We start from the raw sequence: 23,765 nt of genomic DNA on the forward strand, positions 1-23,765 counted from the left end.
TTAAACCCTGAACAAGAAATCGTCAAAGCGGAGAGTGCATAACGTAGTGATCGCGACAACTAGTTTGACAAACACCGTAGGTAATTACCATAATCCTATTAGAACATTCAACGATAAAACAAATCCATTTCAAGAAGTACCAAGTTTAGCTAAACCTTTATTTACAGCTTGCCAGAATATTGTGAGCGAAATTCATAAAAAGGAAATTAAACAGAACTAAAACGGTGAGTTATCGTTCGCTTGCTACACATTGCAACCCACTTTTTTAATCCGCTTATTGCGGCATTATCAATGACCGCAATTGGCATAAACCGGAAATCACCCATCCATAAATTCCGTATTTATACATTAAGTTTTTTAAAGCCTAAAGTAATTCATTCTCAACCATTCAGATATTTACCTAAACCTAATTTTACTCACATTTTAAGTGAGCTCTAATTAATAAATCTCAATCTGTGTGCCACACCTTGCTTGAAATTCAAACTATTCTCAAGCTGCCGCGAATTCTCAACTTAAGTGGCGCTGGCCAAAAAAATTTCAAAAAATACATATATTTTCAAATAACAATTGATAACCATTTTCGTTTAGATTAGTATGCACCTACTAAATGAAATTGAGAGTGGTTTGTATTCATGTATATTTGTCTATGTCACTGTGTGACCGATAAAAAAATTGAGCAAACAATTGACGATGGTGCAACGACCATGCGTGAATTAACTAAAGAGCTTAAAGTAGGCAGCCAATGTGGTAAGTGTTGTGGTTGTACTAAAAAGATCCTTAATCGCAGACTTATTCAAATTGCTGATGTAACGGATCAAGTTGCTTAATTACATATAAAAATTTAGATATAAAAAAAGCAGCTTTTTAGCTGCTTTTTTTATGCTTGTTACTATTTACAGTTGAGATTGTAAGTAGTTTTTAATACCCGTATTTTTAATAAGTAATTGCTGGGTTTCTAACCAGTCAATTTGCTCTTCTTGCTCATTTAAAATGTGATCAAGTGCTTCACGGGTAATGTAATCTTTTTTGCTTTCAGCCAGTTTTACTGCGCTTTGCAACTCGGTAATAGTATCAAGTTCAAAACTCATGTTAGCTGCAATCATTTCTTCGCTGTTTTCACCAATACGTAATCGACCTAAGTCTTGAAGATTTGGTAAGCCTTCTAAAAACAAAATACGTTCGATTAAACGATCGGCGTTTTTCATCTTTTGAATTGATACTTTGTAATCTGCTTTGTCTAGTTGAGTGAAACCAAAATCTTTAAACATGCGTGCATGTAAAAAGTATTGGTTAATACCAACAAGCTCATTAGCGAGTACTTTATTAAGCGCTGCAATAACGTCTTTATCGCCTTTCATAATATGCTCCTACTAAGCCATTTGTGCTTGATGATAGTTTTCAGAACCAATCTTATCAATTAAGCCAAGTTGCTGCTCTAACCAGTAAACATGGTCTTCTTCGGTATCAAATAACAGTTTTTCTAAAATGCTACGAGATTGATAATCTTGTTGTTCTTCACATATTGCGATTACATCTTTAACACACGCAACTACTTCAAGCTCTAGTGTTAAATCGTTTTGCATCATGCTTTTTACATCGTTACCGATAAGTAAATCACGGCGCTTAGTCATATTTGGTACACCTTCTAAAAACAAGATGCGCTTAATAAGCCAGTCTGCGTGATCTTTTTCTTCTTCCATTTCATGGTTAAGGCGCTCGTATAGCTTGTTTAAACCCCAGTCGTCATACATGCGCGAGTGTATAAAATACTGATCGATTGCTGCTAATTCGTTAGCTAACAATGTATTAAACGCATCGATTACTTTTTGATTACCTTTCATGATAAATCGCCTTAACTATTTCAATTGTATGCAGTGTAGTACAAATAGCCTACATTGCAAGTTTTCTCTATAAAAATCATTGTGTTACTATTGGTTTTGATTCTTATTTAAGTTTGCGTTACTGCTTGGTTTATGGACAGTTTTTTATTTGTATTAGCATCTAATACAAGATCATGACTGCTAGATAAAAATTGAGACGTTTATTTATGCGGGATTTGTTAAGCATATAGGCATGCAGGGCATGCCTATAACGTGTGTTTATTTGTTAAAATTGATATTTAGCACCCAGCGTTGCGGTTGTGCCTAAGCCTTTAATGTTATATCCACCGTAGGTGTAAGCCTGTGCGCGGGCAGGGTAGTAATCACTATTGAATAGGTTTTCTATTCCAAAATACCCACTCCATTGAGTGTTAACATTGTATAGGCCACTTAAGTTAAATGTATTGTAGCTACTAACAGGGCCCTGATCGCCAGAGTATTGGCCTTGCGCATTTTTATCAAAGCGCTTTCTGTCGCCTACATATAAAAAGCTCATAGCAAGTGATAGTTCGTCATTTGTTTGCCACGTTACATTCGCTGTTGCTTTAGGTGGGCTAATTTGGCTTGCCCCTAAATATTCATCGGCCTCGGTATTTTTACCTTCAACATAGCTGTACGTTGCGCTTAATTTAAGATCTTGGGTAATAGTGTAGTTAACTAACCCTTCGTATCCCCATATTTCTTGTGGTGCACGTACAGGTTCGTAAACACCCGTTATTTCATTATACTCATTACTTGTACCAAGCTCTGAGGTACTTCTGTAAAGTGCAAATTCAAAACGCACGTTTTCAAACTGTGAAGTAAAACCAACTTCGTAATTATCGATTATTGAAGCTTGGGTTTGAATTAGCGCAATATCGTCAACGGTCGCTGCGCGAAGTAAGCGACCAATATCAGAAATATCAGAGCCCTGTGAGTAACTAAAGAACGGGCTAAAGGCATCTGTTAAGTTATATTTAATACCGGCATTATAGGTTGTTGCATCGTAATTAATGGTGTCGCCACGAACACTTAATGGCACTGAACATTGTGATGCGGTTCTGCACAGCTTTAGTGTTTGATAATCACTTACGCTCAAATCAATGCTTTCGTTTCTTACACCCGCTTTTACAATAATGTTGTCGTTTATTACCCATTTGGTTTGTAAAAAGCCAGCAACACTTTCCATGTCCATTTCTGGCACCCAAACACGACCATCCACTAAAGGTTGCGATGTTTTATCGTTTAAAGCATCAATTCCATAAATTAAAGTAGCGGTTACGTTTTCAAAATCAAACTGGCTGTTAAATGTGGCTCTTGCCCCTTGTTTATCTGACTTAATAACCGATTGACCACCGCTATAACCTTCATCAAGATTGGCTAAAGCGGTTGAGAAAAAGAACACGTTTTCTATATTTTGTTTATACAGATCGAGGGTCATTTGTGTGTTTTCAAACAACGCGTAATCAACATATTTTAGGGTTATATTTTCGTTGCCTTCTGGGCCTTGCGGTTTACCTTGTTTTTGAAGCGCTAAGGGGACGTGTATAGCGTATGTTTTTTCCCCTATATTGACATCGCCAGTAACATCGCCTAAATCAGTTTTTTGCTGTGAACTATAAAAGTTATAGCTAAACTGCAGTTGCTTTTCGTCGTCAAAATCATAAGTTAGTTTGGTAAAATAGTTTTGAGTTTCAGAGTCGGATAAACCATATTGTAAACCTAAAATATCGCCTTCTGCATCGCGTTGTACGCCGTTTTCTTCATAGCTTGCTGTTAACAGATAGCTTAGTTTATCGAGCTTACCGTTTACCGCTGCCGATATTCTACCGCCGCCACTTTCTGCTAATTTAACCGCACTAAAGCGACTTGAAATACTTATTTCGCCTTCAGGCTTACCATCACTGCGAGCCTGTTTTGTTATGTAGTTAATAATGCCACCTGAGGCACCATTACCATAAATAGACGTTGCGCCTTTTATGACTTCAATGCGCGCTATGGCACTTGCATCAAGCGTTTTTACGCCTAAAGAACCATTACGAAGAGGGGTTGATTGCGGTACACCATCAATCATTATTAAAGGCGCACGGCCGCGTAGTGTTTGCCCAGAATTGCTTGAACTGCCAGTATCTGGGGCAAGGCCAGGAACCATTTGCGCGAGTAAACTACTTAGTTCTGAACTTACTTTTAAATGCTGTTGTATTTGTTGCTGATTAATAACGGTAATAGAGGCGGGTACTTCGTCTATGCTTTCTGATATGCGGCTGCCAGATACAATCACGTGCTCTAACTGATCAGAAGTGTATTCATTTTTATTATTTTCATTTGCTAACGTGTTAGCACTTATTGCAACAGCAATAAGGCAAAGCGAAGTTTTTAACATGGGGTGTCTTAGTTGATAATAATTTCCGTAATGGTAATTATTATCAACTAATGACGCAAGTGTTAATGAGATTTATTTCCATTTATGGCGTTTTAACCAAAAATACACACCGCTTACAATAAAAAACGCGAGTGAAAGGGCTATTAATAACCATAAAAACTGCACTATAGGACCTGCAAAATCACCAATGTGAAACTTATACTTAAAGTTCCATGCTTGTGTTGTGAAGTTAGTTTTACTGGCGTCAAATGAGTTTAATACTTTACCAGTAAATGGGTTGGTCCACACCCAACTGTAAGCGTGGCTTTCGCCAGGGTTTTGCATTCTCAGTGCTATTGCTTCGTCGGCTTTTTTAGGTAAATAAATTCTATATACTTTGCCATCTGGAAATACGTTCTCTGCATTTTTAATTGCTTTGTTATAGTCTAAAGTAGCCTGAGAGGGCTGTATTATTTTCGGTGCTTTAGGCCTTTGTTCTACTTTATTAAACGTTACAAATTCTAATACCGATTGAGTTTGTGTTTTCCAATTAAATGCCATGCCAGTGAAGGCAATAAGTACCAGCGGTATAAAAAAGTAAACACCCAGTACGGTATGTAATTGATACATGAGCACTCTAAATTTGGCTTTTGGTTTTATAGCTAAACGCTTAATTCTGTTTTTAGGTTTTACCCATAAATAAAAGCCGAGTAATACATTTATTAAAAGTAGCAATGCACACACCGACATCCAATTTCTAAAGGTTTTTTCACCCTCACTGTCTTCAAACAACAGCCAACGATGTAATCCCATAGCAAACCCATAAATCGTATCGGTTGATTCATAGACGTTTAGCACTCTCCCTGAGTAGGGATCAACACTGGCGTAGTATTTATTAGCTAACCTAAATTGCCATGCAGTTTCTGGTGCTTGCTCGGGCATAAAAAAGGTGATTTTTTGCTTAGTTTGAGCTTGTACATTTTGTATAAGCTCATCGTAAGGCATTAAATTTGCTTGTGGTGTTACTTGCCATTTTGCGGGTTCTATTAAGTGCTGTATGTCTTTTGCATAAATCATAACAGCACCGGTTAAGCTCACTATTAATAAAAATAGTCCGCTAATAAGGGCAAGGCCTAAATGAATTCTACGTAACCAAAGTTTCAAAAACGGTATCTCATTATGAGTTAATGGCAATATTGTAAATGATAATACGAGCTGTTTTCAATTAAATAGTTGTGTATTTGGTTGGATTTCTATTATGCAGTTTTCGATATTAAAATTGTCGTGTAAAAAGCTTTTTACGGCTGGCAAATCAATTGCTTGCTGAGTGCTAATAACAAGCTCGCAGTAGTTTTCTTTATCGTCTAGTTGCCAAAGCTTAATACTGGTTACAGATTCGATATTAAATTCACTACTAATAGCATTCGATATTGCGTGTGTGTCGAAGTTATTGGGTGCTGCTTGCATTAAAATTTTGCAGCTTTGCTTTAATAGTAAAATGCCATGATAAATTACATAGATAGAAATAAGTACAGTGGCAATTAAATCGACAATGTACCATTGATATAAAATAATTAAGGTGCCCGCAATAATTACCACAATAGACGCCATTGCATCAGATACGTTATGGATAAAGGCCGCCTTTATATTTATGCTGTGATTTGCACCTGCTCGGTAGGTTAAAAATGCGGTTGCTAAATCAATAACCAATGCTAGTGCTGCCACCCACACAACTATCCAGCCATTAATTGGTTGAGGGTTTAAATAGCTCGAAATGGCTTCAAAAATTAAATACACGCCAATTATTATTAATGTACTGCTATTAAAAAGGGTGGCGAGTATTTCGGCGCGTTTATAGCCAAAATGATGAGTGCCGTCAGCTGGTTTATTGCCAACTTTACGTGCAATCAAAGCTATAAATATAGCGGCGGCATCACTTAAATTATGAAGGGCATCGGCTATAAGTGACAAACTGCCCGAAAATATCCCGCCAATAACTTGGGCTACGGTTAGCAATACATTAATAACAACCGCGACGGTGAGTTGTTTATTGCTTTGGTTTTCGTCTACATGACTATGTGAGTGATCGTGCGCCATAATGCTCTCAAATGCTTTGATTGAATATTGCTTATATCATGGGTGATTTAAAACAGCTACAGGAGTTATAGCGTAAATGAACGCAATTGTAAGTTAGTAATAAAGACGTACTTTTTTTGAATGCGTGAATTTAAGATCGTAACGCTAAATGTCGATTTTTTAAGGAGTTTACAGCTCAAAACTTGCGTCTTTATATATTTAGTGCATTAATGTAAGTAATATTAAATGATTAAAAGCTGCTGGGTATTAAGCATGGACAAAGGTTTAAACTTTGGTGAATTAACAGGTAAAGGACAATCTGTTCGAAGTAAGTTAATTATAACCTTTATAATTATAGCCTTAGGGCCACTTTGTATACTTACGTGGTTTAGTCTTGAACATGTAAATAGCACCCTTAAACAAAATGCAGACACTGAACTAAACGAGCTTAATAATATAGGCAAGCAATTTGCTGATATTTGGTTTGCGGACCATGTTAAGGACTTATATTTGCTTAGGGAACAGTTTGATATTAGTCCTGCTAAAAAGCAAAAATTAATTAGTCAATTTGTTGAGCAGTACGACTTTGTTAATAATGTAGAGCTTATTGATGTAGACCTCGTTAATTCACTCCCCACATCCCCCTTTTTTAATATTATTAAAGATCAACGCTTTAACGACATTCGTTCTGGTATTAAAAATACAGGAAAAATTCAATTTCAGTCAATGACTGTCTCAGGGCGTGAGTATCATATTATTGGTTTACCGGTATTAAATGGCGAAAATAAGTTACAAACCATATTGCTCGCAGATATAAATTTAAACGGCTTATTGAATAATCTAAGTAAAATACACACAGCTAATAAAGACATAACATTTTATGTTATGCACAATAATAAAATTCAAAAAAGTAATAATACAGACGATGCCCAACCACTATTTTTCTCTCAGAATGGCTCACCAATACAACGTGTTTTTTCTTATAGTAATAAAGATGAAGCCACTTTATATGGGTATATTAATTCTTTAGAGTTTTTAAATGAATCTGGTTGGCAATTACTTGTATCAAAAACAAAAGACGTTGCATTGCAAGGATCTAATTATTATAAGCAGCTCGCTATATTAACAAATATGGGGGCATTACTACTTATATTAACGTCGTCGTGGTGGTTTGGTCGTCGGCTTTCTCGTCCTTTAATTAACTTAGCTAAAATTGTTGAAAACATTACCAAAGGTGATGTGGTTAAAGTGCCAATAATAAACGACAGCATAGAGTTTAATCAGCTTTCATTAGGCCTGCGTAAGTTAGTGGCCGTAAAAGCAGAACAGCAAAGCATACTGCAAAAACAACGCTCTGCGCTTCAAATTGCATTAAAACAATTAGCTGAACAAAAAAGCGCATTAGATGAACATGCCATTGTTGCAGTAACTGATTTGCATGGCACCATTACTTTTGTAAATAAGAAATTTTGTGAAATTAGTGGCTATGATGAGCATGAATTAATAGGTCAAAACCACCGTATTTTAAATTCAGGAAAGCACGAAAAAGAATTTTTTAAAAATATGTATCAAACGCTTAAACGCGGAGATGTATGGAACGGGCAAATATGCAATAAAGCGAAGCATGGTGGTTTTTATTGGGTAGATACGACCATTGCGCCATTTTTAGATGAAAGCGGTAAACCGCAAAGCTATATTGCTATTCGTACCGATATGACATTTCTTAAACTGCAAGAACTAGAACTTGAGCAGCATAAAACACAGTTGCAGTTAGTGATAGATACAACTGCTGTAGGTATTTGGGATTGGTATATTGATACTAACGTAGCTGTTTTAAATAACCGTTGGGCTGAAATTATAGGGTATAAACTCAGCGAAATAGAGCCTTGTACAATACAAACTTGGTATAAATTTATTCACCCAGAGGATTTAATTGAATCAGACTTAAAGCTAAAAGCGCACTTTGCAGGCGAAACAGATTACTACGAAAGTGAAGCGCGTATGAAGCATAAAAATGGCCACTGGGTGTGGGTGCTTGATACAGCTAAAGTGGTTGAATGGAATAGTGATGGTTCGCCTAAGCGAATGATAGGTACTCACTTAGATATCTCAGATAAAAAAGCAACTGAACTTGAACTGCAAGGAAGCCGAGATAGATTTGCATCTTTGGTATCAAATATACCGGGTATTATTTATCAGTGTAAATTTGATGATAAATTAAGCACGCTTTATATGAGTGAGCAAGCAAGTGAGATAACAGGCTATTCACCTGATGAGTTGATAGGCAATGATGCTCTAAGCTTTTTTGATTTAATATGCGAAGACGATTCTAAAAAAATAAAAGCTGAAATTTTACGCTGTGCCAGTGCTAAGCAGTCATGGTCTGTTGAGTATAGAATTACAGCTCGCGATGGCTCTTTGCATTGGGTAAATGAAAAAGGCCAAGCGATTTACGATGAAACTGGTAACGTTTTGTATTTAGATGGATTTATTTTAGATATTACAGAGCGATACAATACGCAATTAAAAATAAATCGTCAGCAAAGCTTGCTAGAGTCAATGAGTAAGCAAGGGCAGATTGGGGCATGGGAAATTGACTTAGAAGCACATACGCTTTATTGGTCTGATGAAGTTAAAGTTATCCACGAAGTACCAGAGGGCTTTGAGCCTAGCATAGATACCGCAATTGATTTTTATAAACCAGGAGTGCACCGAGATACTATAAATACTTTGTTTGAATGCGCAGTGACATTAGGTGAAAGCTGGAGTGTAGAACTTATTATTTTAACCTATGCTGGGCAAGAACGCTGGGTTAAATCGATGGGGCAAACAGAGTTTAAAGATGGTAAATGTGTGCGTGTTTTTGGCTCATTTCAAAGTATCGATGCACATAAACGCCTTGAACTTGAAAGCGAAAAAGCCAATAGATATAACAAAAACTTAGCCGCGCTTACGGTTGCACCTGAAGTACAAAATAGTGATGTAGAGCAAGTTAAAAAGCTAGCGGTTAAATCTATGTGTGAAGTGCTAAATATTGCACGTGCTTCGGTATGGATTTTTAACGAACAACGAGACGCAATGGCGTGTCATAGTTTATATATAGATGGTCAAGGGTTTGTAGATACAGATGCTGTTTTAACAGCCAAAGATTACCCTGCTTATTATGATGTTATTTATGAGCAAAACTTAGTGGCTATTGATGATGTTTATACTCACCCGGCAACTGTTGATTTTATAGAAGCGTATGCAAAACCACTAAATATTAAATCTATGCTTGATGCCGTTATAGCAACAGGCGATGGTAATTTAGGTATTTTATGTGCTGAAACTGTTGGCGAGCACCACTATTGGACGCAAAGTGAAGAAACCTATCTTCGATCATTAGCTACTTTAGTGGGCAGTACGTTGGTTTCTCAAAAACGAAAAGTAATTAGTGAAGAGCTTAAAATTGCGCTTGTAAAAGCAGAGGATGCAGCTATTGCTAAGAGCCAATTTTTAGCCACTATGAGCCATGAAATAAGAACGCCAATGAATGGTGTACTCGGTATGTTAGAGCTTGTTCAATTAGAGTCATTACCTAAACCAATAGAAACTAAAGTCGATATAGCCAAAACAAGTGCACATTCTTTATTGGGTGTAATTAACGATATTTTGGACTTTTCTAAAGCCGAAGCGGGTAAAATTGAGCTTGAAGAAATTAACTTTAATGCCCGCGATTTAATTGGTGAAGTTGCTGCCGCGCAAGCATTTACAGCTCAAGACAAAGGGATTGAAATAATTTTGGATTTGGTTGCACTTGAGCCTTCGCAGTTATGCGGTGATCCTGGGCGAATTCGCCAAGTACTTACTAATTTACTAAGTAACGCCGTTAAGTTTACGAGTAAAGGCGAGGTTGTTGTAAGTGCGAAAATTAATAAAGTGGCTCAAGGCTTAGAATTTATTGTCAGTATAAAAGACTCAGGTATAGGGATCAGTTTAGAAAAACAGCAGCAATTATTTACTCCGTTTTCTCAAGTAGATGCATCAACAACGCGTGAATACGGGGGCAGTGGCTTAGGGCTGGCTATTTGTAAGCAGCTTTGTGAGCTAATGGGTGGGGCAATTTCTCTTAGTAGTGAAGCCGGCGAAGGAAGTACCTTTACTGCCACTATAATGCTGACCCCTGGCGATCAAAAAGAGCGTTATATTCCTAATATTAATATGAAAGAGTTAACGGTTTTAGTTGTTGATGATAACGAAACAAATCGGATAGTAATTTTACAACAGCTTGAGCATTGGGGCGCTAAGGTTGCGCTTGCATGCGATGCACATCAAGCACTTGATATGTGCGCGCAGCAATATGAAAGCAAAAATTGTATGTACGATATTGCAGTGCTTGATATGCAAATGCCAGGAATGGACGGCATAGAGCTTTGTAAAGCACTAAAAGCACATGCACATTATAAATCAATGCCACTTGTAATGATGACCAGTATTGCTGGAATGGAAGGCGCTCAGCGTTATTCTGACGCTGGCTTTCAGGCATACTTTCCTAAACCTGTGACCACTGCCGATTTAATTTCTGCATTGTCGGTTATTACGAGTAATGGAACAGGCGAAACGCTCCCATTAGTTACGTCTGGCTATATTTCGTCACTTAAAAAAGAAAAGGTGCAGGAATCTGCCCAAATACTACTTGTAGAAGATAATCCCATTAACCAACAGGTGGCTAGATTAATGCTCAAAAAGCTTAATTGTGACGTTACGATTGCCGGGAATGGTCAACTGGCAATTGATATACTAAAAGCGCATGATTCAGGATTCTTTAAGCTTGTACTTATGGATTGCCAAATGCCAGTTTTGGATGGCTTTGGGGCAACAGCAGCTATACGCGAAGGGGGAGCGGGTGAGCAGCATAAAAATATAAAAATTATTGCCCTTACTGCTAATGCAATGAACTCCGATAAAGAGCGTTGTATAACGGCTGGAATGGATGATTACTTGAGTAAACCTATTCAATTAGATATTTTAAAAGATAAATTAGAGCTGTATATTTAAGGTCAAAATACAATGAGTAAACCCATTATAATACGTGATGCAAAACCAAGTGACGCAAAAACAATTTTGCACTTTATTACCGAACTTGCCATATACGAAAAAGAACCTGATGCGGTAAAAACAGATGAACAAGCAATTCTAGATACTTTGTTTAGCGAAGGATCAACCGCGCACAGCATAATTTGTTTAGAAGGCGATGAGCCAATTGGTTTTGCAGTATATTTTTATAATTACTCTACCTGGTTAGGTAAAAATGGCCTGTACCTAGAAGATTTATATGTAAGCCCTGATAGCCGTGGCAATGGTGCAGGCAAAGCCATTATGAAGCACTTAGCTAATAAGGCGATTAGTAATAACTGTGGCCGTTTTGAATGGGTGGTGCTTGATTGGAATAAACCCGCTATCGATTTTTACAATAGCATTGGTGCAAAGCCACAAAACGAATGGATTATATATCGCTTAACAGGGCAGGAATTATTAGATTTCGCTAAATAGTTAATGAAAATCATTTGCATTTGCGTTGTTGGGTGTGTAAGTTAAATACACACTCAATAATTAAATGTGCAGATGATTATATGATCTCAAGTCAAAAACAGCCCCACCCAGATCGACTCTATTTTGAGCAAGCATTAAGCCCTTGGCAGTCGAACATAATGCAAGGTAATTATGCATTTGAACAAGGTGCTTTACTCGAAGCACGCGATAAATACTTATTAGCCAAAACACTTGCAGATCATCTCCTTCAGCAGTTTTTATACGCTCAGATTAATAATAATGCCATTCATGCTATTGAGCATTGTATACCCGCACTTGTTGTTGCTTCACATAATTTAGCTGATACCTATATTGCTATGCAACAGCCTGAAAATGCATGTAAATGGTTATGCGAAGTACACTTAACACTCTCTTCATTAATTAAGCATACTCATTACGATATACAAAAAGTGAGTAAGCATCATTACATTAAAACCACCTCTGAACTTGTATCTTTTGCAAGACGTTACCATTTTCTGCCTGAGTTAATAGAGCAAGTTAATTTTTGTTTAAGCTCAAACACACCTTCAAACAACCAGTTGCACTAAAAAGGAGTAATTTATGACGTTTACCTTGCCAGCACTTAATTATGAATATGATGCACTTGAACCTCATATAGACAGTAAAACAATGTATATTCATCATACTTTGCATCATCAAACCTACATAAATAAGGCTAATACAGCATTAGAGAGCACTGAATATGCCAACGTAAATGCTGAGGAGTTACTTATTAATATAAGTAAGCTGCCCACTCAATTGCAAAAAGCGGTTCAAGAACACGTAGGTGGGCACTTTAATCACAGTTTGTTTTGGCAAGTAATGAGCCCGCAAGGAGGTGGTAAACCTGAAGGTATTGTGGCCCAAGCTATAGATGAGCAACTCGGCGGTTTTGATGAATTTAAAGAGGAATTTACAGCCGCTGCAATTAGCCAATTTGGTAGTGGCTGGGCGTGGTTATGTGTGACCCCAGATAAAAAGCTGATTGTACAAAATAGCGCAAATCAAGATTGCCCTTTAATGCAGGGGAATATCCCTATTTTGGGACTTGATGTATGGGAACATGCCTATTACTTGAAGTATCAAAATAAGCGCCCTGAGTATATCGCTGCTTTTTATAATGTAATTAATTGGACTGAAGTTGAAAAGCGCTACTTAGCTGCTATTAGTTGAGTTCCGAATATGGCTAGTAAAGTGAGTTTTTTTCTATAAGCTAGACTCTATTAGGTTATTTTACAGAGTCGCTTATGGACATTTTACATTGGCAAAAAGCACGTCAGAGCCGCGATCCACGTTTTGACGGGCTTTTTTATGTTGCTGTTAAAAGTACCGGTATTTATTGCAGACCTATTTGCCCTGCACCAACGGCTCACGAAAAAAACGTCACGTATTTTCAGTTTGCACATAATGCAGCCCAAGCTGGGTTTAGGCCATGTATACGATGCAGACCCGATAGCGCACCAGGCAGCGCTGCTTGGCAGGGTACAAAAACCACAGCTCTGAGAGCTAAGCAATTAATTGATCAGCACGATGAGCACGACTGCGAAAAATTAGCAGCTCGTTTAGGTATAAGCAGTCGTTATTTAAGACAGTTGTTTAAGCAGTATTTTGGCGTGTCGATTACGCAATACCGATTATTTAACCAGTGTCACTTTGCTAAAAAACTGATTCAAGAAACACATTTACCTCTTACCGAAATAGCATTTGCTGCTGGCTTTAAAAGCATTAGGCGCTTTAATGATGCTTTTTTACAGCAGTTAAATATAGCTCCCTCAAAGCTGCGCAGTGGCGATAAAAAACCAACATCAACACTCACGTTAACGCTACCATTTAGGCCGCCTTATAATTGGCCTGCTTTGCAGGGCTTTTTACAAAGGCGTTTGATAAAACCAATGGAGTGGATAACGCAAACGAGTTACGGGCGCACTTTTGCAAGTGAGGAATATAATGGAAGCTTTACCGCTGAATTTATAGCGAGTAAAAACCATTTTAGTGTATCTATCAATATAGATAATACGGCTTATTTGCAATCGGTTATAAATAATATACGTCGTGTGCTTGATTTAGATGCCGATATTAATTTAATTCAAATGCATTTAAGCGCCAATATAAACAATGCGTTTGCAGTGTGTGAAGGGCTCAGACTTCCAGGGATTTGGTCAAGTTTTGAAGCCGGTATAAGGGCAGTACTTGGGCAACAAGTGAGTGTTACTGCTGCGCATAATTTAGTAACAACGTTAGTTGATGAATTAGGCGAAAAAGAGGGCGATGTTATTTACTTTCCTACGGCTAACATTGTTGCTAATAGTGACTTTGCATTTTTTAAAATGCCACAAGCGCGTAAAAATGCACTGCATAATTTAGCGCAGTTTTGTGCTTTAAACCCTGAAAATGACGATTTAGACGAATGGCTTATTTTAAAGGGAATTGGCCCTTGGACGGTAAATTACGCAAAGCTGCGAGGACAAAGCCAACCCGATATATTACTTGATGGCGATTTGGGTGTTAAAAAAGCTCAAGCGGCGGCAAACCCTTTTGAACCCGCTAATTGCGCTCCCTTTCGGTCTTACTTAACTTTTCAACTTTGGCAGCAATTATAATGATAATTCAAACATCAATCTCAAGCCCAATAGACGACATAATTATTCAAGCGACCAATAAAGGCGTGAGTTACGTCGGGTTTTATCCTCCCGTTGAGCACCCTTATACCCCATTTGAACAAGTCATTAATAAGGCGGTGCTGATTTGCGCTGCGCAGTTAAACGAGTACTTTGCAAAAAAACGCACTACTTTTAATGTACCACTTGATACAAACGGTACTGTATTTCAACAAAGTGTATGGCAAGCACTATTAACGGTGCCTTTTGGGCAATCGCAAACATACGGCTATATTGCAAACCAGCTCAATAACCCTAAAGCAGTGAGAGCGGTAGGCGCTGCGAATGGTAAAAACCCGATTAGCATAATCGTGCCTTGTCATAGGATCATTGGCGCAAATGCAAAGCTAACGGGTTATGCTGGTGGGCTTGATAGAAAACGTTGGTTACTGAAACACGAAGGATTAATGTAAATTAATTTAATATTAAGGTAGCATAAGCGCACTTTTTATAAAATGGCACTGCAATGGCTCAATTATACTTTTACTACTCTGCAATGAACGCAGGTAAATCAACCACGTTATTACAATCTGCATTTAATTATAAAGAACGTGGCATGGAACCTGTGATCCTTACTGCAGCCATTGATGATAGACAAGGCGTGGGTAAAGTATCGTCTCGTATAGGCTTACAAGCTGACGCGCATGTATTTGATGCTAGTAAAGATGTATTTGATCTTATTCAATCGCTTAACAACGACAAAAAACGCCATTGTGTATTAGTTGATGAATGCCAGTTTTTATCAAAAGAACAAGTAATGCAATTAACCGATGTGGTTGATGAGTTAGGTATACCGGTACTGTGTTATGGCTTGCGTAACGACTTTAGAGGCGAGTTATTTATAGGGTCGCAATATTTGCTTGCGTGGGCTGATAAGTTAGTTGAGCTTAAAACTGTATGCCACTGCGGGCGTAAAGCTAACCATGTACTGCGTACCGATGAAAATGGTGATGCAATAGCCGATGGTAACCAAGTAGAAATTGGCGGCAATGACCGATATGTTTCGGTATGCCGCAAACATTATAAAGCCGCGTTAAATATGGGCCGACAAAGCATTTAAAAATGTATCAATATCTTCGCGCGTAATATCTAAATGCGTTACTAGCCTAAGCTGCTTGCTTGGGCTAAATAATATACCTTGTTGTTTAAGCGCCTCAGCAATCTCTTCAATATTTATACTACTAGTGTACGTTGCATAAACCATATTAGTGGTGTTGCTCATATCAACAGTAAAACCACTTATCTCACTTAATTTTTGAGCCAAATAACGTGCATTTGCATGATCGTCTTTTAAGCGATTTACATTGTGCTCAAGTGCGTACTGCCCAGCGGCTGCAAGCATTCCGGCTTGGCGCATACCGCCACCAAGTACTTTTCTCCATCGCCTTGCTTTATTAATAAGTGCTGGTGAACCTAATAATAAAGAGCCAACGGGTGCACCTAAACCTTTAGATAAACAAATAGAAACTGAATCAAAATGTTCTGTAATCTCAGTTATATCAATTTTTAACTCAACAGCAGCATTAAATGCACGTGCGCCGTCTAAATGCAGTGCTAAATTATGCGTATTAACAAAGTTGCGAGCTTGGGCTAAGTAGTCAAGAGGAAGCACTTTTCCGCCAATGGTGTTTTCGAGGCTAAGTAATCGAGTTTTAGCAAAATGGCAATCGTCTGGTTTTATAGCCGCCGCTATTTTACTAAAAGGGATGCTGCCATCAGCTTCGTTTTCAATAGGTTGAGGTTGAACAGATCCTAAAACGGCTGCGCCTCCGCCCTCAAACTTATAGTTATGCGCATTTTGGCCACAAATGTATTCGTCACCTCGCTCACAGTGCGCCATTAACGCAAGTAAGTTGGCTTGTGTGCCTGAGCTACAATAAAGTGCGGCTTCAAAGTTAAAACGCTTACACGCATAGGCTTCTAGTTGGTTAATGCTTTCATCATCACCATATACATCGTCACCAACCGGTGCGCTGTACATAATATCGCGCATTTCTTTTGTTGGTTTTGTAACTGTATCAGAGCGAAAATCTATCATGATTGCCTTATCCTTTTTATTGTTTTTAATAAAATTGGTATTAATCAAGCTCGCTACAAATTTGCTCACGAGTGTCTTTATCAAAGTAAGTCCATGCAATAAAGCGGCTGATTTTTTGACCTTGTGCCATATCAACTATTTTATATTGTGCTATTGGATGAGCTTTTAATACTTCTTCAAGGGCTGCAATATTGTCTTTTTTGGATACTAACGACGTAAACCACATTACTTGCTCTGCAAAGTCTTCGCTCTCTTTAATCATGTTAGAGATAAACTGTACTTCACCGCCTTCACACCATAATTCATTATTATGACCACCAAAATTAAGTGCGCTACTGGGTGTTTTTCCTAAGTTTTTCCATTTACGTTCACTGCCTTTACTTGCCTCTTCTTCACTTGCATGAAACGGAGGGTTACAAAGTGTTAAATGGTATAGATCTTTTTGATTTATAACGCCTTTAAAAATATGTGATGCGTTTTTTTGTTGTTTTAAGGTTATTTTTAAGCCATTAAACTGCGCAATTTGCTTTGCTATTTTAACTGATGCAGCATCAATATCAGTGCCTGTAAAATGCCATTTATATTCACTTGTGCCCGTAAGTGGATAAACTAAGTTAGCGCCAGTGCCAATATCAAGCACTTTAATTTGCTTACCTAAAGGTATTTGTTGTTGATTATCGTCACTTAATAAATCGGCTAAGTAATGAATGTAGTCAACACGCCCTGGTATAGGTGGGCATAAATTATGCTCAGGAATATCCCAAAAATTAATATTGTAGTGTGCTTTTAAAAGCGCCTGATTAAGTGTTTTTACCGCTTTGTTGTCACTAAAATCAATGCTTTTAGTGCCTGCAGGTGTGGTTATAACAAAAGGCAGTAGAGCAGGGTGCTCTGTTGTTAATAAATCGAAGTCGTATCCATTTTTATGTAGGTTACGAGGATGTAATTTTGAACGTGTATTATTTTCTTTCATGGCTTCATTTTAACAACAGATATAATGTGGTGATTGTAACAAATGCAGGTGGGTAAAGTGCAGACATTTCCTTTGGTATATCGAATATTACTGGTAGGATGAGTTGAAAATAATAAAAAGGAACCGCAGTGGCCATTTCTCAGCAATCAATAATTATTACTTTAGCTGATCAACAAACCCTCCATTTACGCCGTATTAGCGATGATAATCAGCAAGGGCCTGTTGTATTTTTTATGCATGGGGCTATAGAAAACGGTAAAATTTTTTACACGCACTCTAATAAAGGGCTCGCACCATTTTTAGCTGAGCATGGATATTGTTGTTATGTTGCTGATTTACGGGGCCGAGGTGATAGTAAACCGGTTATTTCAAGTGACGCTAAGTACGGGCAAACGGAGGCTATTTTAGAAGATATCCCTGCTTTTATTAATCAAATAGAGTTGATTGAAGGTAAAAAGCCCGATTATTGGGTCGCTCATTCTTGGGGCGGGGTATTAATGAATAGTGCGTTTGCACGTTTTCCTGAATATATTAACGATGTAAAAGCATGTGTGTATTTTGGCTCTAAACGCTCTTTATTTAATAACCATCCTCAAAAATTATTACAAGCCAATTTGATTTGGTACTTTATGGCGCCTTTGCTCGCTAAAAAACACGGTTATTTAAATGCAAAAGGCTATAAGTGGGGAAGCGATAACGAAACTCAAAAGTCGCATTATCAAAGTATGCAATGGGCTAAAAAGAAGCCTTGGATAGATTCTGATGATAATTTTGATTATGCAAAAGCGCTAAACAGCCTGCATTTACCGCCAACGCTTCATATTGCTGCAGTAAAAGATAAAGCATTAGCACAGCCAATCGATATTCAAAAATTTATGGCCGAATCTGGGCCTGGCATTCAAAAAATGCAAATTTACGGTCGTAAACACGGACATAATTTTGATTACGATCATATTAATATGCTTACCCACCCAAGTGCGCGTGACGATCAATTTATAGATTTACTTAATTGGTTTAAAGCGCATTCTAATTCTCATTAAGTAACTTTAGAAGAGGTGTTTTGTAGCGCTCCCACTTAGCGATTGCGGCGTTATTAATAGGTTGGCGAATAGCATGCTTACTCAACGTGGTTACTGGTTTTTTATGCTTATAAAACGCTAAACAGCGCTCTTCAAAATGGCAGTTTAAAAAACCAAGTAACTGCGTTAGCTGCTCTTTTGGGTTACTCACTAAATCTTCGTAACTGACATCATAAATTGGCATATCGTTGAAGGAGTGCCAATGGCTCATCAGTTTTTCATACACACTATAGTAAAGCTTAAACTCAGGTAGTGAGCAAAAGTAAGGTTCGTTTTCGGCAAAGTAATTAGTGAAAATAGAAAACGCGGTAGCATTAAAATCACGACTTAAATTTATAAATTTGGCATTTGGAAATAGGATATATATAAGCCCGAGCGACTGATAATTACTCGGCAGTTTATTTATTATAAAAGGCTTGATAGGCGATGCTGTTTTTAATGTTGTGATATAAAACTCGCGGGCTTTTTTGACTAAGTCAGGTGTTAAATGCGCTAAACATTGCGGGTAAGCAACTCCCGTTTTTTGTTCAATAAAAGCAACCGCATTATTACTAATACTTGTACTCTCCCCCAGGCTCGAAAACTGACTATGGCTAGCCAACATTTGCTCCAAAAGTGTAGAGCCACTACGTGGCATACCAATAATAAATACAGGCGTAATATTACCTGTAAACTTTTTATCGGCAGAGGTAATAAATTCCACGGTGTTGTATTTTATTATTTCATCATAAAAAGGGATTAAATCTTTAGTGTTAAATTCACTTAATTTTTTTTGTAATTTATTCGCCAATATAAAATAATTAAATGCTTGCTCGGTGTCCTCAAGTTTATCGTAACTGTTTGCTAATGCGTAGTAACACACCATTTTTAAACGTAAATTGCTCGTTTGAGTTAATAAGTGATGTAAATTACTTACATAATTATGTTCTTTATTAAAGCGACCTAACTGCACAAGTTCGAATAAAATATAGGCTGTTACAGGGTATACACCAATGCTGAGTGCATGGGCAAACGTTGTATGGGCTTTATCTAACTCGCCATGTGTTAAGTAGTGTTGAGCTAAGTAATAATGAGGCTCTGGGTGATGACTTGCTAATTTTTTTGCGTATTCAAGTACGGTTAACGCATCGTTTGGCGAATTAACACCGTTAAATGCATCAGCAAGGGCATGTAATGGTTCAAGCATATGAGGCATGCGCTCACACGCTTTTTGGAGTAAGTATACGCCAGCGTCATAACGCTCTAGTCGTAGGGCAATTCTGCCTAAGCCAAATAAAGCTTCACCATTTTCGGGATTACTATTTAATAGCGTTTTAAAATGAAACTCAGCTTCTTTGAGTTTATTTTGTTGCAGTAGTTGGTTAGCTTTTTCAAGTAGCATAGTTAGGCATTATTATTATTTTTATTAACTATAAAATTAAAAAGGCGAAATGTCTTTAACATTTCGCCTTTGGTTCTTCATGAAAATAGTTTAAAAAGTATACGTTGCTTTAGCGTAGTAAAAGCCACCGTTAATACCAAACGGAGATGTTTCGTAGAACTGACCACCCCAGTTGTTATTAGGGATACCCGTTGCATCTGCAAAATCAAGTTTTTCAGCATCTTGGTCAAACAAGTTTTGAGCGCCTACAGAGAAGCTAACTGATTCATTTAAGAAGTAAGTTACTTCAGCATCAATAGTCACTGCAGCATCTGCTGTTTTAGCTGTTGCATCATAATCAACGTGAACACCTTGGTATTCGCCGTAGTAGTTTGCACGAGCAAATGCAGAAACTGATTCCCATTGTTGAGACAATGTGAAAGTTGCACGATGATTGGGTAAATCTTCTTCTAGACGTTTAACTTTAAACGCACCTGTAATCTCACTAAATTGAGTTACTTCAGTATCATTCCAGTTATAAGCAAGGCTAAATGTAGAGCTACCGCCCATTAGTTCAGCAGTATAGTTTGCAACTAAATCGATACCTTGAGTTGTTGTATCAAAGTCATTTGTAAAAAAGCTTACTTGAGCAAGACCTTGTACATTAGGCACGCCAGCCGCTGTAAGCGTATCTTTATCTGCTTGGCTTAAGTTGATTTTATCTGATTGGCTAATACGGTCATCTACTTGAATGTTGTAGTAATCAAGCGTTAAAAATAACTCGCCGATTGTGTATACAGCACCAAGTGTATAGCTTTGTGATTCTTCCGGCTCAAGCTCTGTACCACCTAATTGCACTGCGATTGGGTTTGTTGGTGGAAGAAGCGCTGAATCTTGTAATACGCCGCCATCTAAATTTGTTTGTACATTACTTACGTTAGCTTGGCCAACTGTAGGTGCACGGAAACCGCTACTTACAGAACCACGAATATTTAAATCTTCAGTTAAATGGTATTGAGCCATTACTTTATAGTTTGTTGTTGTACCAAAGCTGTCGTAGTCTTCAAAGCGAAGCGCTAAGCCCATTAAGAAGTCTTCAGTAAATGGTGCTTCAACATCAACATATGCTGCATAGTTACGACGAGAAAACTCACCAGCTTGTGATGGTTTAAAACCTGGGAAGCCGTTAGAGCCAATACCAAAACCTTGTGCTGTTAAAGGGCCAGCTGTGTAAGATGCTTCATCACCAGAGATGATAGTGAATGTTTCTTCATGCCATTCAAAACCACCGGCAATGTTTACATCATAAGCTAAACCAAAGTTGACACCCTTTGATAAATCAAAGTTAAAGTTTTTCTCTAGTTGCTCATATTTACCTGGGCTGAAATCACGTGGTGTATCTGCACCTAAAGAGGCATTAACCGTATCGTAAATAAAGTAACGTGATTCATTTAAACCCACAGTACCACTTAAGTCATAGTATGTATCTTTTAAGAAACCACCAGTGAATCGACCTTTAGTACCAATAGTTAAAGAAGTATCAGTAATGTTGCCGCCAAAGTTAGGTGTAAAACCACCTGGAAGCATCTCATTAAAGGCAAAACAATCTGGGTTGTTTGCTACACCATTTATATAAGCAGGATCATCTAGTACGTTGCCATCTGTTATTGCAATAGTAGGACAGTTAGCACTCATATCAGGTGTTGTGTCGGCAACGAGTAGTGTTTCACCACCATCGTTTGAGTAAACGCCAGAACGTGTTTGCGGGTTACGGTAGTAAAAGCCGCCGCGTACATCGCGTTCAGAGTAGTTACCAAACATGTAAAATTCAGAATCGTTCGTTAGCTCTAAACCTACATTACCAAAAATTGTAATATCGTCGTTTACTTCTGGTGCGCCCCATACTTGTGCAAGAGAAGATACATCAGGAACACCGGCTGCTGAAAGTGCAGCAGCATCGGCACGTTGAACTGATCGGCTTGTTGCATCAGCTGTTTTATATTGAAAGCTTAAATTAGCAAAGCCATTGTCGGTAAACGGTAAACCCACGTTACCCGACACTTGTGTTGTATCGCCATCACCTTCATAAAATTGACCATGGCGGATTTCTAATTTACCACCTTCAGAAGCGTCTTTTAGTTGGAAGTTCATTACACCCGCAATTGCATCAGAACCATACTGTGCAGCTGCACCATCACGAAGTACTTCTACTTGTTTAATAGCAATGCTTGGAATAACTGAAATATCTGCGCCTTGTGCGCCATCGTTAATACCACCGCCTAAAAATGCAATTACAGAAGCACGATGACGACGTTTGCCGTTTAAAAGAACCAATGTGCTGTCTGATGGTAAACCACGTAAGTTAGCTGGGCGAACAAGAGAGGCCGCATCGCTAATAGGATTTTGATGTACGTTAAAAGATGGCACAGCACCTTTTAAAAGCTCAAGCATGTCGGTATTGCCTGATCTTTCTAATTCTTCGCCGCCAATAATATCGATTGGCACGGGTGAGTCACCAATTGAACGTGGAGCAGAGCGCGTACCTACTACGGCAATTTTCTCTACGTTTTTATTTACTTTAGTTTGTTGTTGCTCGTCTGCTGCAATAGCAGAACCTGAAATAAACAACCCTGCAGTGGTTGTAGCTAAAGCAAATTTAATTGCTTGGTTTAGCGCATTACTTTTTAATTTCATTCTAATTTTCCCCAGTTAGAATAATTCTTATCTTTGATGCTAATTTCACATCATTTATTTTTTACTTAATTTTTTGTTTCACATAAGTTTGAGGTTTTAGCTCAAAAGCCTAATCAATTAAGCTTACTTTTTGTGAAGTCCTATCTACAGACTATAGATAAAAAACAGGAAGGGCAATTACTAATTAACTATTTGATAACAAAAGGATTCAATTTAAGAAAAAATGCAACAGTGGTGCAAAGTAAAGGCAAAATGAACTAAATAGGTGCAAATAGGGCTTTTTAGGGGAGTGTTAATGCGCTGGAAGTGTTTAAATGTTATTTATTTGTTTCTTTTTTGTGGAGGTTTCAATGTTTTGTTCGCATCGCCAAGCTGCTAATTTTTCTTTGTATTCATCCCACACGCAGGGGCAGCAACTGCCTCCACCGCAGCATTCATCAGATTTTGGTTTTTCAGGTTTTTGCGGTAATTGGTTTGTCATATTCAGTGTTGTTGTATGTATTTAATACTAATTTGGTGCAAAGGATAAGTTAAAGGATGTTGTAAGTAAATTATTCTTTGTGAACCTGTGTTGCTGTGTGAAAATAAAAGTTATGCGATTATATAAAGTTATTCACCGTGCACCTTGGCGGGTAGTTAAAATTAGTAAGAAACGCCAACAGCTGCGTTTTCGTCGTGCTATGGTGGCGCTTAAAATTGCACTTGCTCAAGAAAGGCAAGAAACCAAAGAAATGCTCTCTATTTATAGGCGCTACACTCAAGGCCAAACAAGTAAAGAGGAGTTAAAACGCGCCAATGAACAGTTTGTTGATATTTTAAAAGGGTTAGGGCTCGGTGTGTTTGCAGTATTACCTTTTGCCCCGCTTACAATTCCTTTAGTTGTTAAATTAGGGAGTTTAGTGGGAGTTGATGTACTGCCAAGTTCGTTTAATATGAACAAATCTATTAAAGAACTTGATGCTAAAATAGATCAAGAAAATCAAAAGCAAGAATCCAAAAATAGCTTAAAAAAGTAGCTAAAATCCCTTCAAATTAGCGATACCTTTTAGGTGCGCTTATTGATATGCTCTTAAGTACCATTTTTATATTATATGAG

General features: G+C 37.8%; 20 protein-coding genes. 10 read left to right on the plus strand and 10 right to left on the minus strand.

Going from position 1 to position 23,765, the window contains the following annotated elements; genetic code table 11:
* Positions 1-632: 632 nt before the first annotated feature.
* On the plus strand, positions 633-827 hold the full coding sequence (locus I6F53_RS02110) for a (2Fe-2S)-binding protein (RefSeq protein ID WP_197238316.1): 195 nt from the start codon (positions 633-635) through the stop codon (positions 825-827).
* Between the two features lie 66 nt (positions 828-893).
* Here the strand turns inward: I6F53_RS02110 and bfr (I6F53_RS02115) are convergent, their stop codons facing one another.
* The 5 genes from bfr (I6F53_RS02115) to I6F53_RS02135 all read right to left on the minus strand — a co-directional run bounded on the left by bfr (I6F53_RS02115) (position 894) and on the right by I6F53_RS02135 (position 6,318).
* Positions 894-1,358, minus strand: a complete 465-nt coding sequence (gene bfr, locus I6F53_RS02115) for a bacterioferritin (RefSeq protein WP_197180135.1) — start codon at positions 1,356-1,358, stop codon at positions 894-896.
* Between the two features lie 12 nt (positions 1,359-1,370).
* Positions 1,371-1,841, minus strand: coding sequence for a bacterioferritin (bfr, locus tag I6F53_RS02120; RefSeq protein ID WP_002958985.1), 471 nt, complete (start codon positions 1,839-1,841; stop codon positions 1,371-1,373).
* Between the two features lie 265 nt (positions 1,842-2,106).
* Positions 2,107-4,242, minus strand: a complete 2,136-nt coding sequence (locus I6F53_RS02125; protein ID WP_197238317.1) for a TonB-dependent receptor — start codon at positions 4,240-4,242, stop codon at positions 2,107-2,109.
* Between the two features lie 72 nt (positions 4,243-4,314).
* Positions 4,315-5,385 (minus strand): PepSY-associated TM helix domain-containing protein, encoded by a 1,071-nt coding sequence (locus I6F53_RS02130; protein ID WP_166421148.1) that lies wholly within the window; start codon positions 5,383-5,385, stop codon positions 4,315-4,317.
* Between the two features lie 57 nt (positions 5,386-5,442).
* Positions 5,443-6,318: a cation diffusion facilitator family transporter gene (locus I6F53_RS02135; RefSeq protein ID WP_197238318.1), complete on the minus strand. Its 876-nt coding sequence runs from the start codon at positions 6,316-6,318 to the stop codon at positions 5,443-5,445.
* A gap of 252 nt (positions 6,319-6,570) precedes the next feature.
* Here I6F53_RS02135 and I6F53_RS02140 point away from each other — a divergent pair, with 252 nt between their 5' ends.
* The 7 genes from I6F53_RS02140 (at position 6,571) to I6F53_RS02170 (ending at position 15,585) form a co-directional block, all read left to right on the plus strand.
* On the plus strand, positions 6,571-11,334 hold the full coding sequence (locus I6F53_RS02140; RefSeq protein ID WP_197238319.1) for a PAS domain-containing protein: 4,764 nt from the start codon (positions 6,571-6,573) through the stop codon (positions 11,332-11,334).
* Positions 11,335-11,346: 12 nt separating this feature from the next.
* A complete protein-coding gene (locus tag I6F53_RS02145; protein ID WP_197238320.1) occupies positions 11,347-11,829 on the plus strand; it encodes a GNAT family N-acetyltransferase in 483 nt (160 codons plus the stop codon).
* Between the two features lie 80 nt (positions 11,830-11,909).
* Positions 11,910-12,416, plus strand: a complete 507-nt coding sequence (locus I6F53_RS02150) for a hypothetical protein (RefSeq protein WP_197238321.1) — start codon at positions 11,910-11,912, stop codon at positions 12,414-12,416.
* Positions 12,417-12,429: 13 nt separating this feature from the next.
* Complete coding sequence (locus I6F53_RS02155) at positions 12,430-13,041, plus strand: superoxide dismutase (protein WP_197238322.1); 612 nt, start codon at positions 12,430-12,432, stop codon at positions 13,039-13,041.
* Positions 13,042-13,115: 74 nt separating this feature from the next.
* On the plus strand, positions 13,116-14,468 hold the full coding sequence (locus tag I6F53_RS02160; protein WP_197238323.1) for a DNA-3-methyladenine glycosylase 2 family protein: 1,353 nt from the start codon (positions 13,116-13,118) through the stop codon (positions 14,466-14,468).
* Entirely contained in the window at positions 14,468-14,938 is a 471-nt protein-coding gene (locus tag I6F53_RS02165; protein WP_197238324.1) for a methylated-DNA--[protein]-cysteine S-methyltransferase, read from the plus strand. The genes I6F53_RS02160 and I6F53_RS02165 overlap by 1 nt, the downstream gene beginning before the upstream one ends.
* 53 nt (positions 14,939-14,991) lie before the next feature.
* Positions 14,992-15,585, plus strand: coding sequence for a thymidine kinase (locus tag I6F53_RS02170; protein ID WP_166377125.1), 594 nt, complete (start codon positions 14,992-14,994; stop codon positions 15,583-15,585).
* Here the strand turns inward: I6F53_RS02170 and ltaE are convergent.
* Together ltaE and rlmF are read right to left on the minus strand one after the other, a co-directional pair.
* Positions 15,559-16,563 (minus strand): low-specificity L-threonine aldolase, encoded by a 1,005-nt coding sequence (gene ltaE / locus I6F53_RS02175; protein ID WP_197238325.1) that lies wholly within the window; start codon positions 16,561-16,563, stop codon positions 15,559-15,561. The two genes, I6F53_RS02170 and ltaE, sit on opposite strands and share 27 nt — an antisense overlap.
* A 40-nt stretch (positions 16,564-16,603) precedes the next feature.
* Positions 16,604-17,536 carry a 23S rRNA (adenine(1618)-N(6))-methyltransferase RlmF gene (gene rlmF / locus I6F53_RS02180; RefSeq protein ID WP_197238326.1) on the minus strand — a complete coding sequence of 311 codons (933 nt, stop codon included), beginning with the start codon at positions 17,534-17,536 and terminating at the stop codon, positions 16,604-16,606.
* 128 nt (positions 17,537-17,664) lie between these two features.
* Here rlmF and I6F53_RS02185 point away from each other — a divergent pair, with 128 nt between their 5' ends.
* A complete protein-coding gene (locus I6F53_RS02185) occupies positions 17,665-18,576 on the plus strand; it encodes an alpha/beta fold hydrolase (protein WP_197238327.1) in 912 nt (303 codons plus the stop codon).
* Here I6F53_RS02185 and I6F53_RS02190 read toward each other — a convergent pair.
* The 3 genes from I6F53_RS02190 to I6F53_RS02200 all read right to left on the minus strand — a co-directional run bounded on the left by I6F53_RS02190 (position 18,563) and on the right by I6F53_RS02200 (position 23,150).
* Positions 18,563-19,996: a tetratricopeptide repeat-containing sulfotransferase family protein gene (locus I6F53_RS02190; protein ID WP_197238328.1), complete on the minus strand. Its 1,434-nt coding sequence runs from the start codon at positions 19,994-19,996 to the stop codon at positions 18,563-18,565. The two genes, I6F53_RS02185 and I6F53_RS02190, sit on opposite strands and share 14 nt — an antisense overlap.
* A 90-nt stretch (positions 19,997-20,086) precedes the next feature.
* Positions 20,087-22,669: a TonB-dependent receptor plug domain-containing protein gene (locus tag I6F53_RS02195; protein WP_197238329.1), complete on the minus strand. Its 2,583-nt coding sequence runs from the start codon at positions 22,667-22,669 to the stop codon at positions 20,087-20,089.
* 310 nt (positions 22,670-22,979) lie between these two features.
* The gene (locus I6F53_RS02200; RefSeq protein ID WP_166421158.1) at positions 22,980-23,150 is read right to left on the minus strand and encodes an oxidoreductase-like domain-containing protein; all 171 of its coding nucleotides are present in this window, start codon (positions 23,148-23,150) and stop codon (positions 22,980-22,982) included.
* A gap of 112 nt (positions 23,151-23,262) precedes the next feature.
* Between I6F53_RS02200 and I6F53_RS02205 the strand changes: the two genes are divergently transcribed.
* A complete protein-coding gene (locus tag I6F53_RS02205) occupies positions 23,263-23,685 on the plus strand; it encodes a hypothetical protein (protein WP_165741172.1) in 423 nt (140 codons plus the stop codon).
* Positions 23,686-23,765 lie beyond the last annotated feature (80 nt).

The organism is Pseudoalteromonas sp. SWN29 (assembly GCF_015864465.1).
Taxonomy (GTDB): domain Bacteria; phylum Pseudomonadota; class Gammaproteobacteria; order Enterobacterales; family Alteromonadaceae; genus Pseudoalteromonas.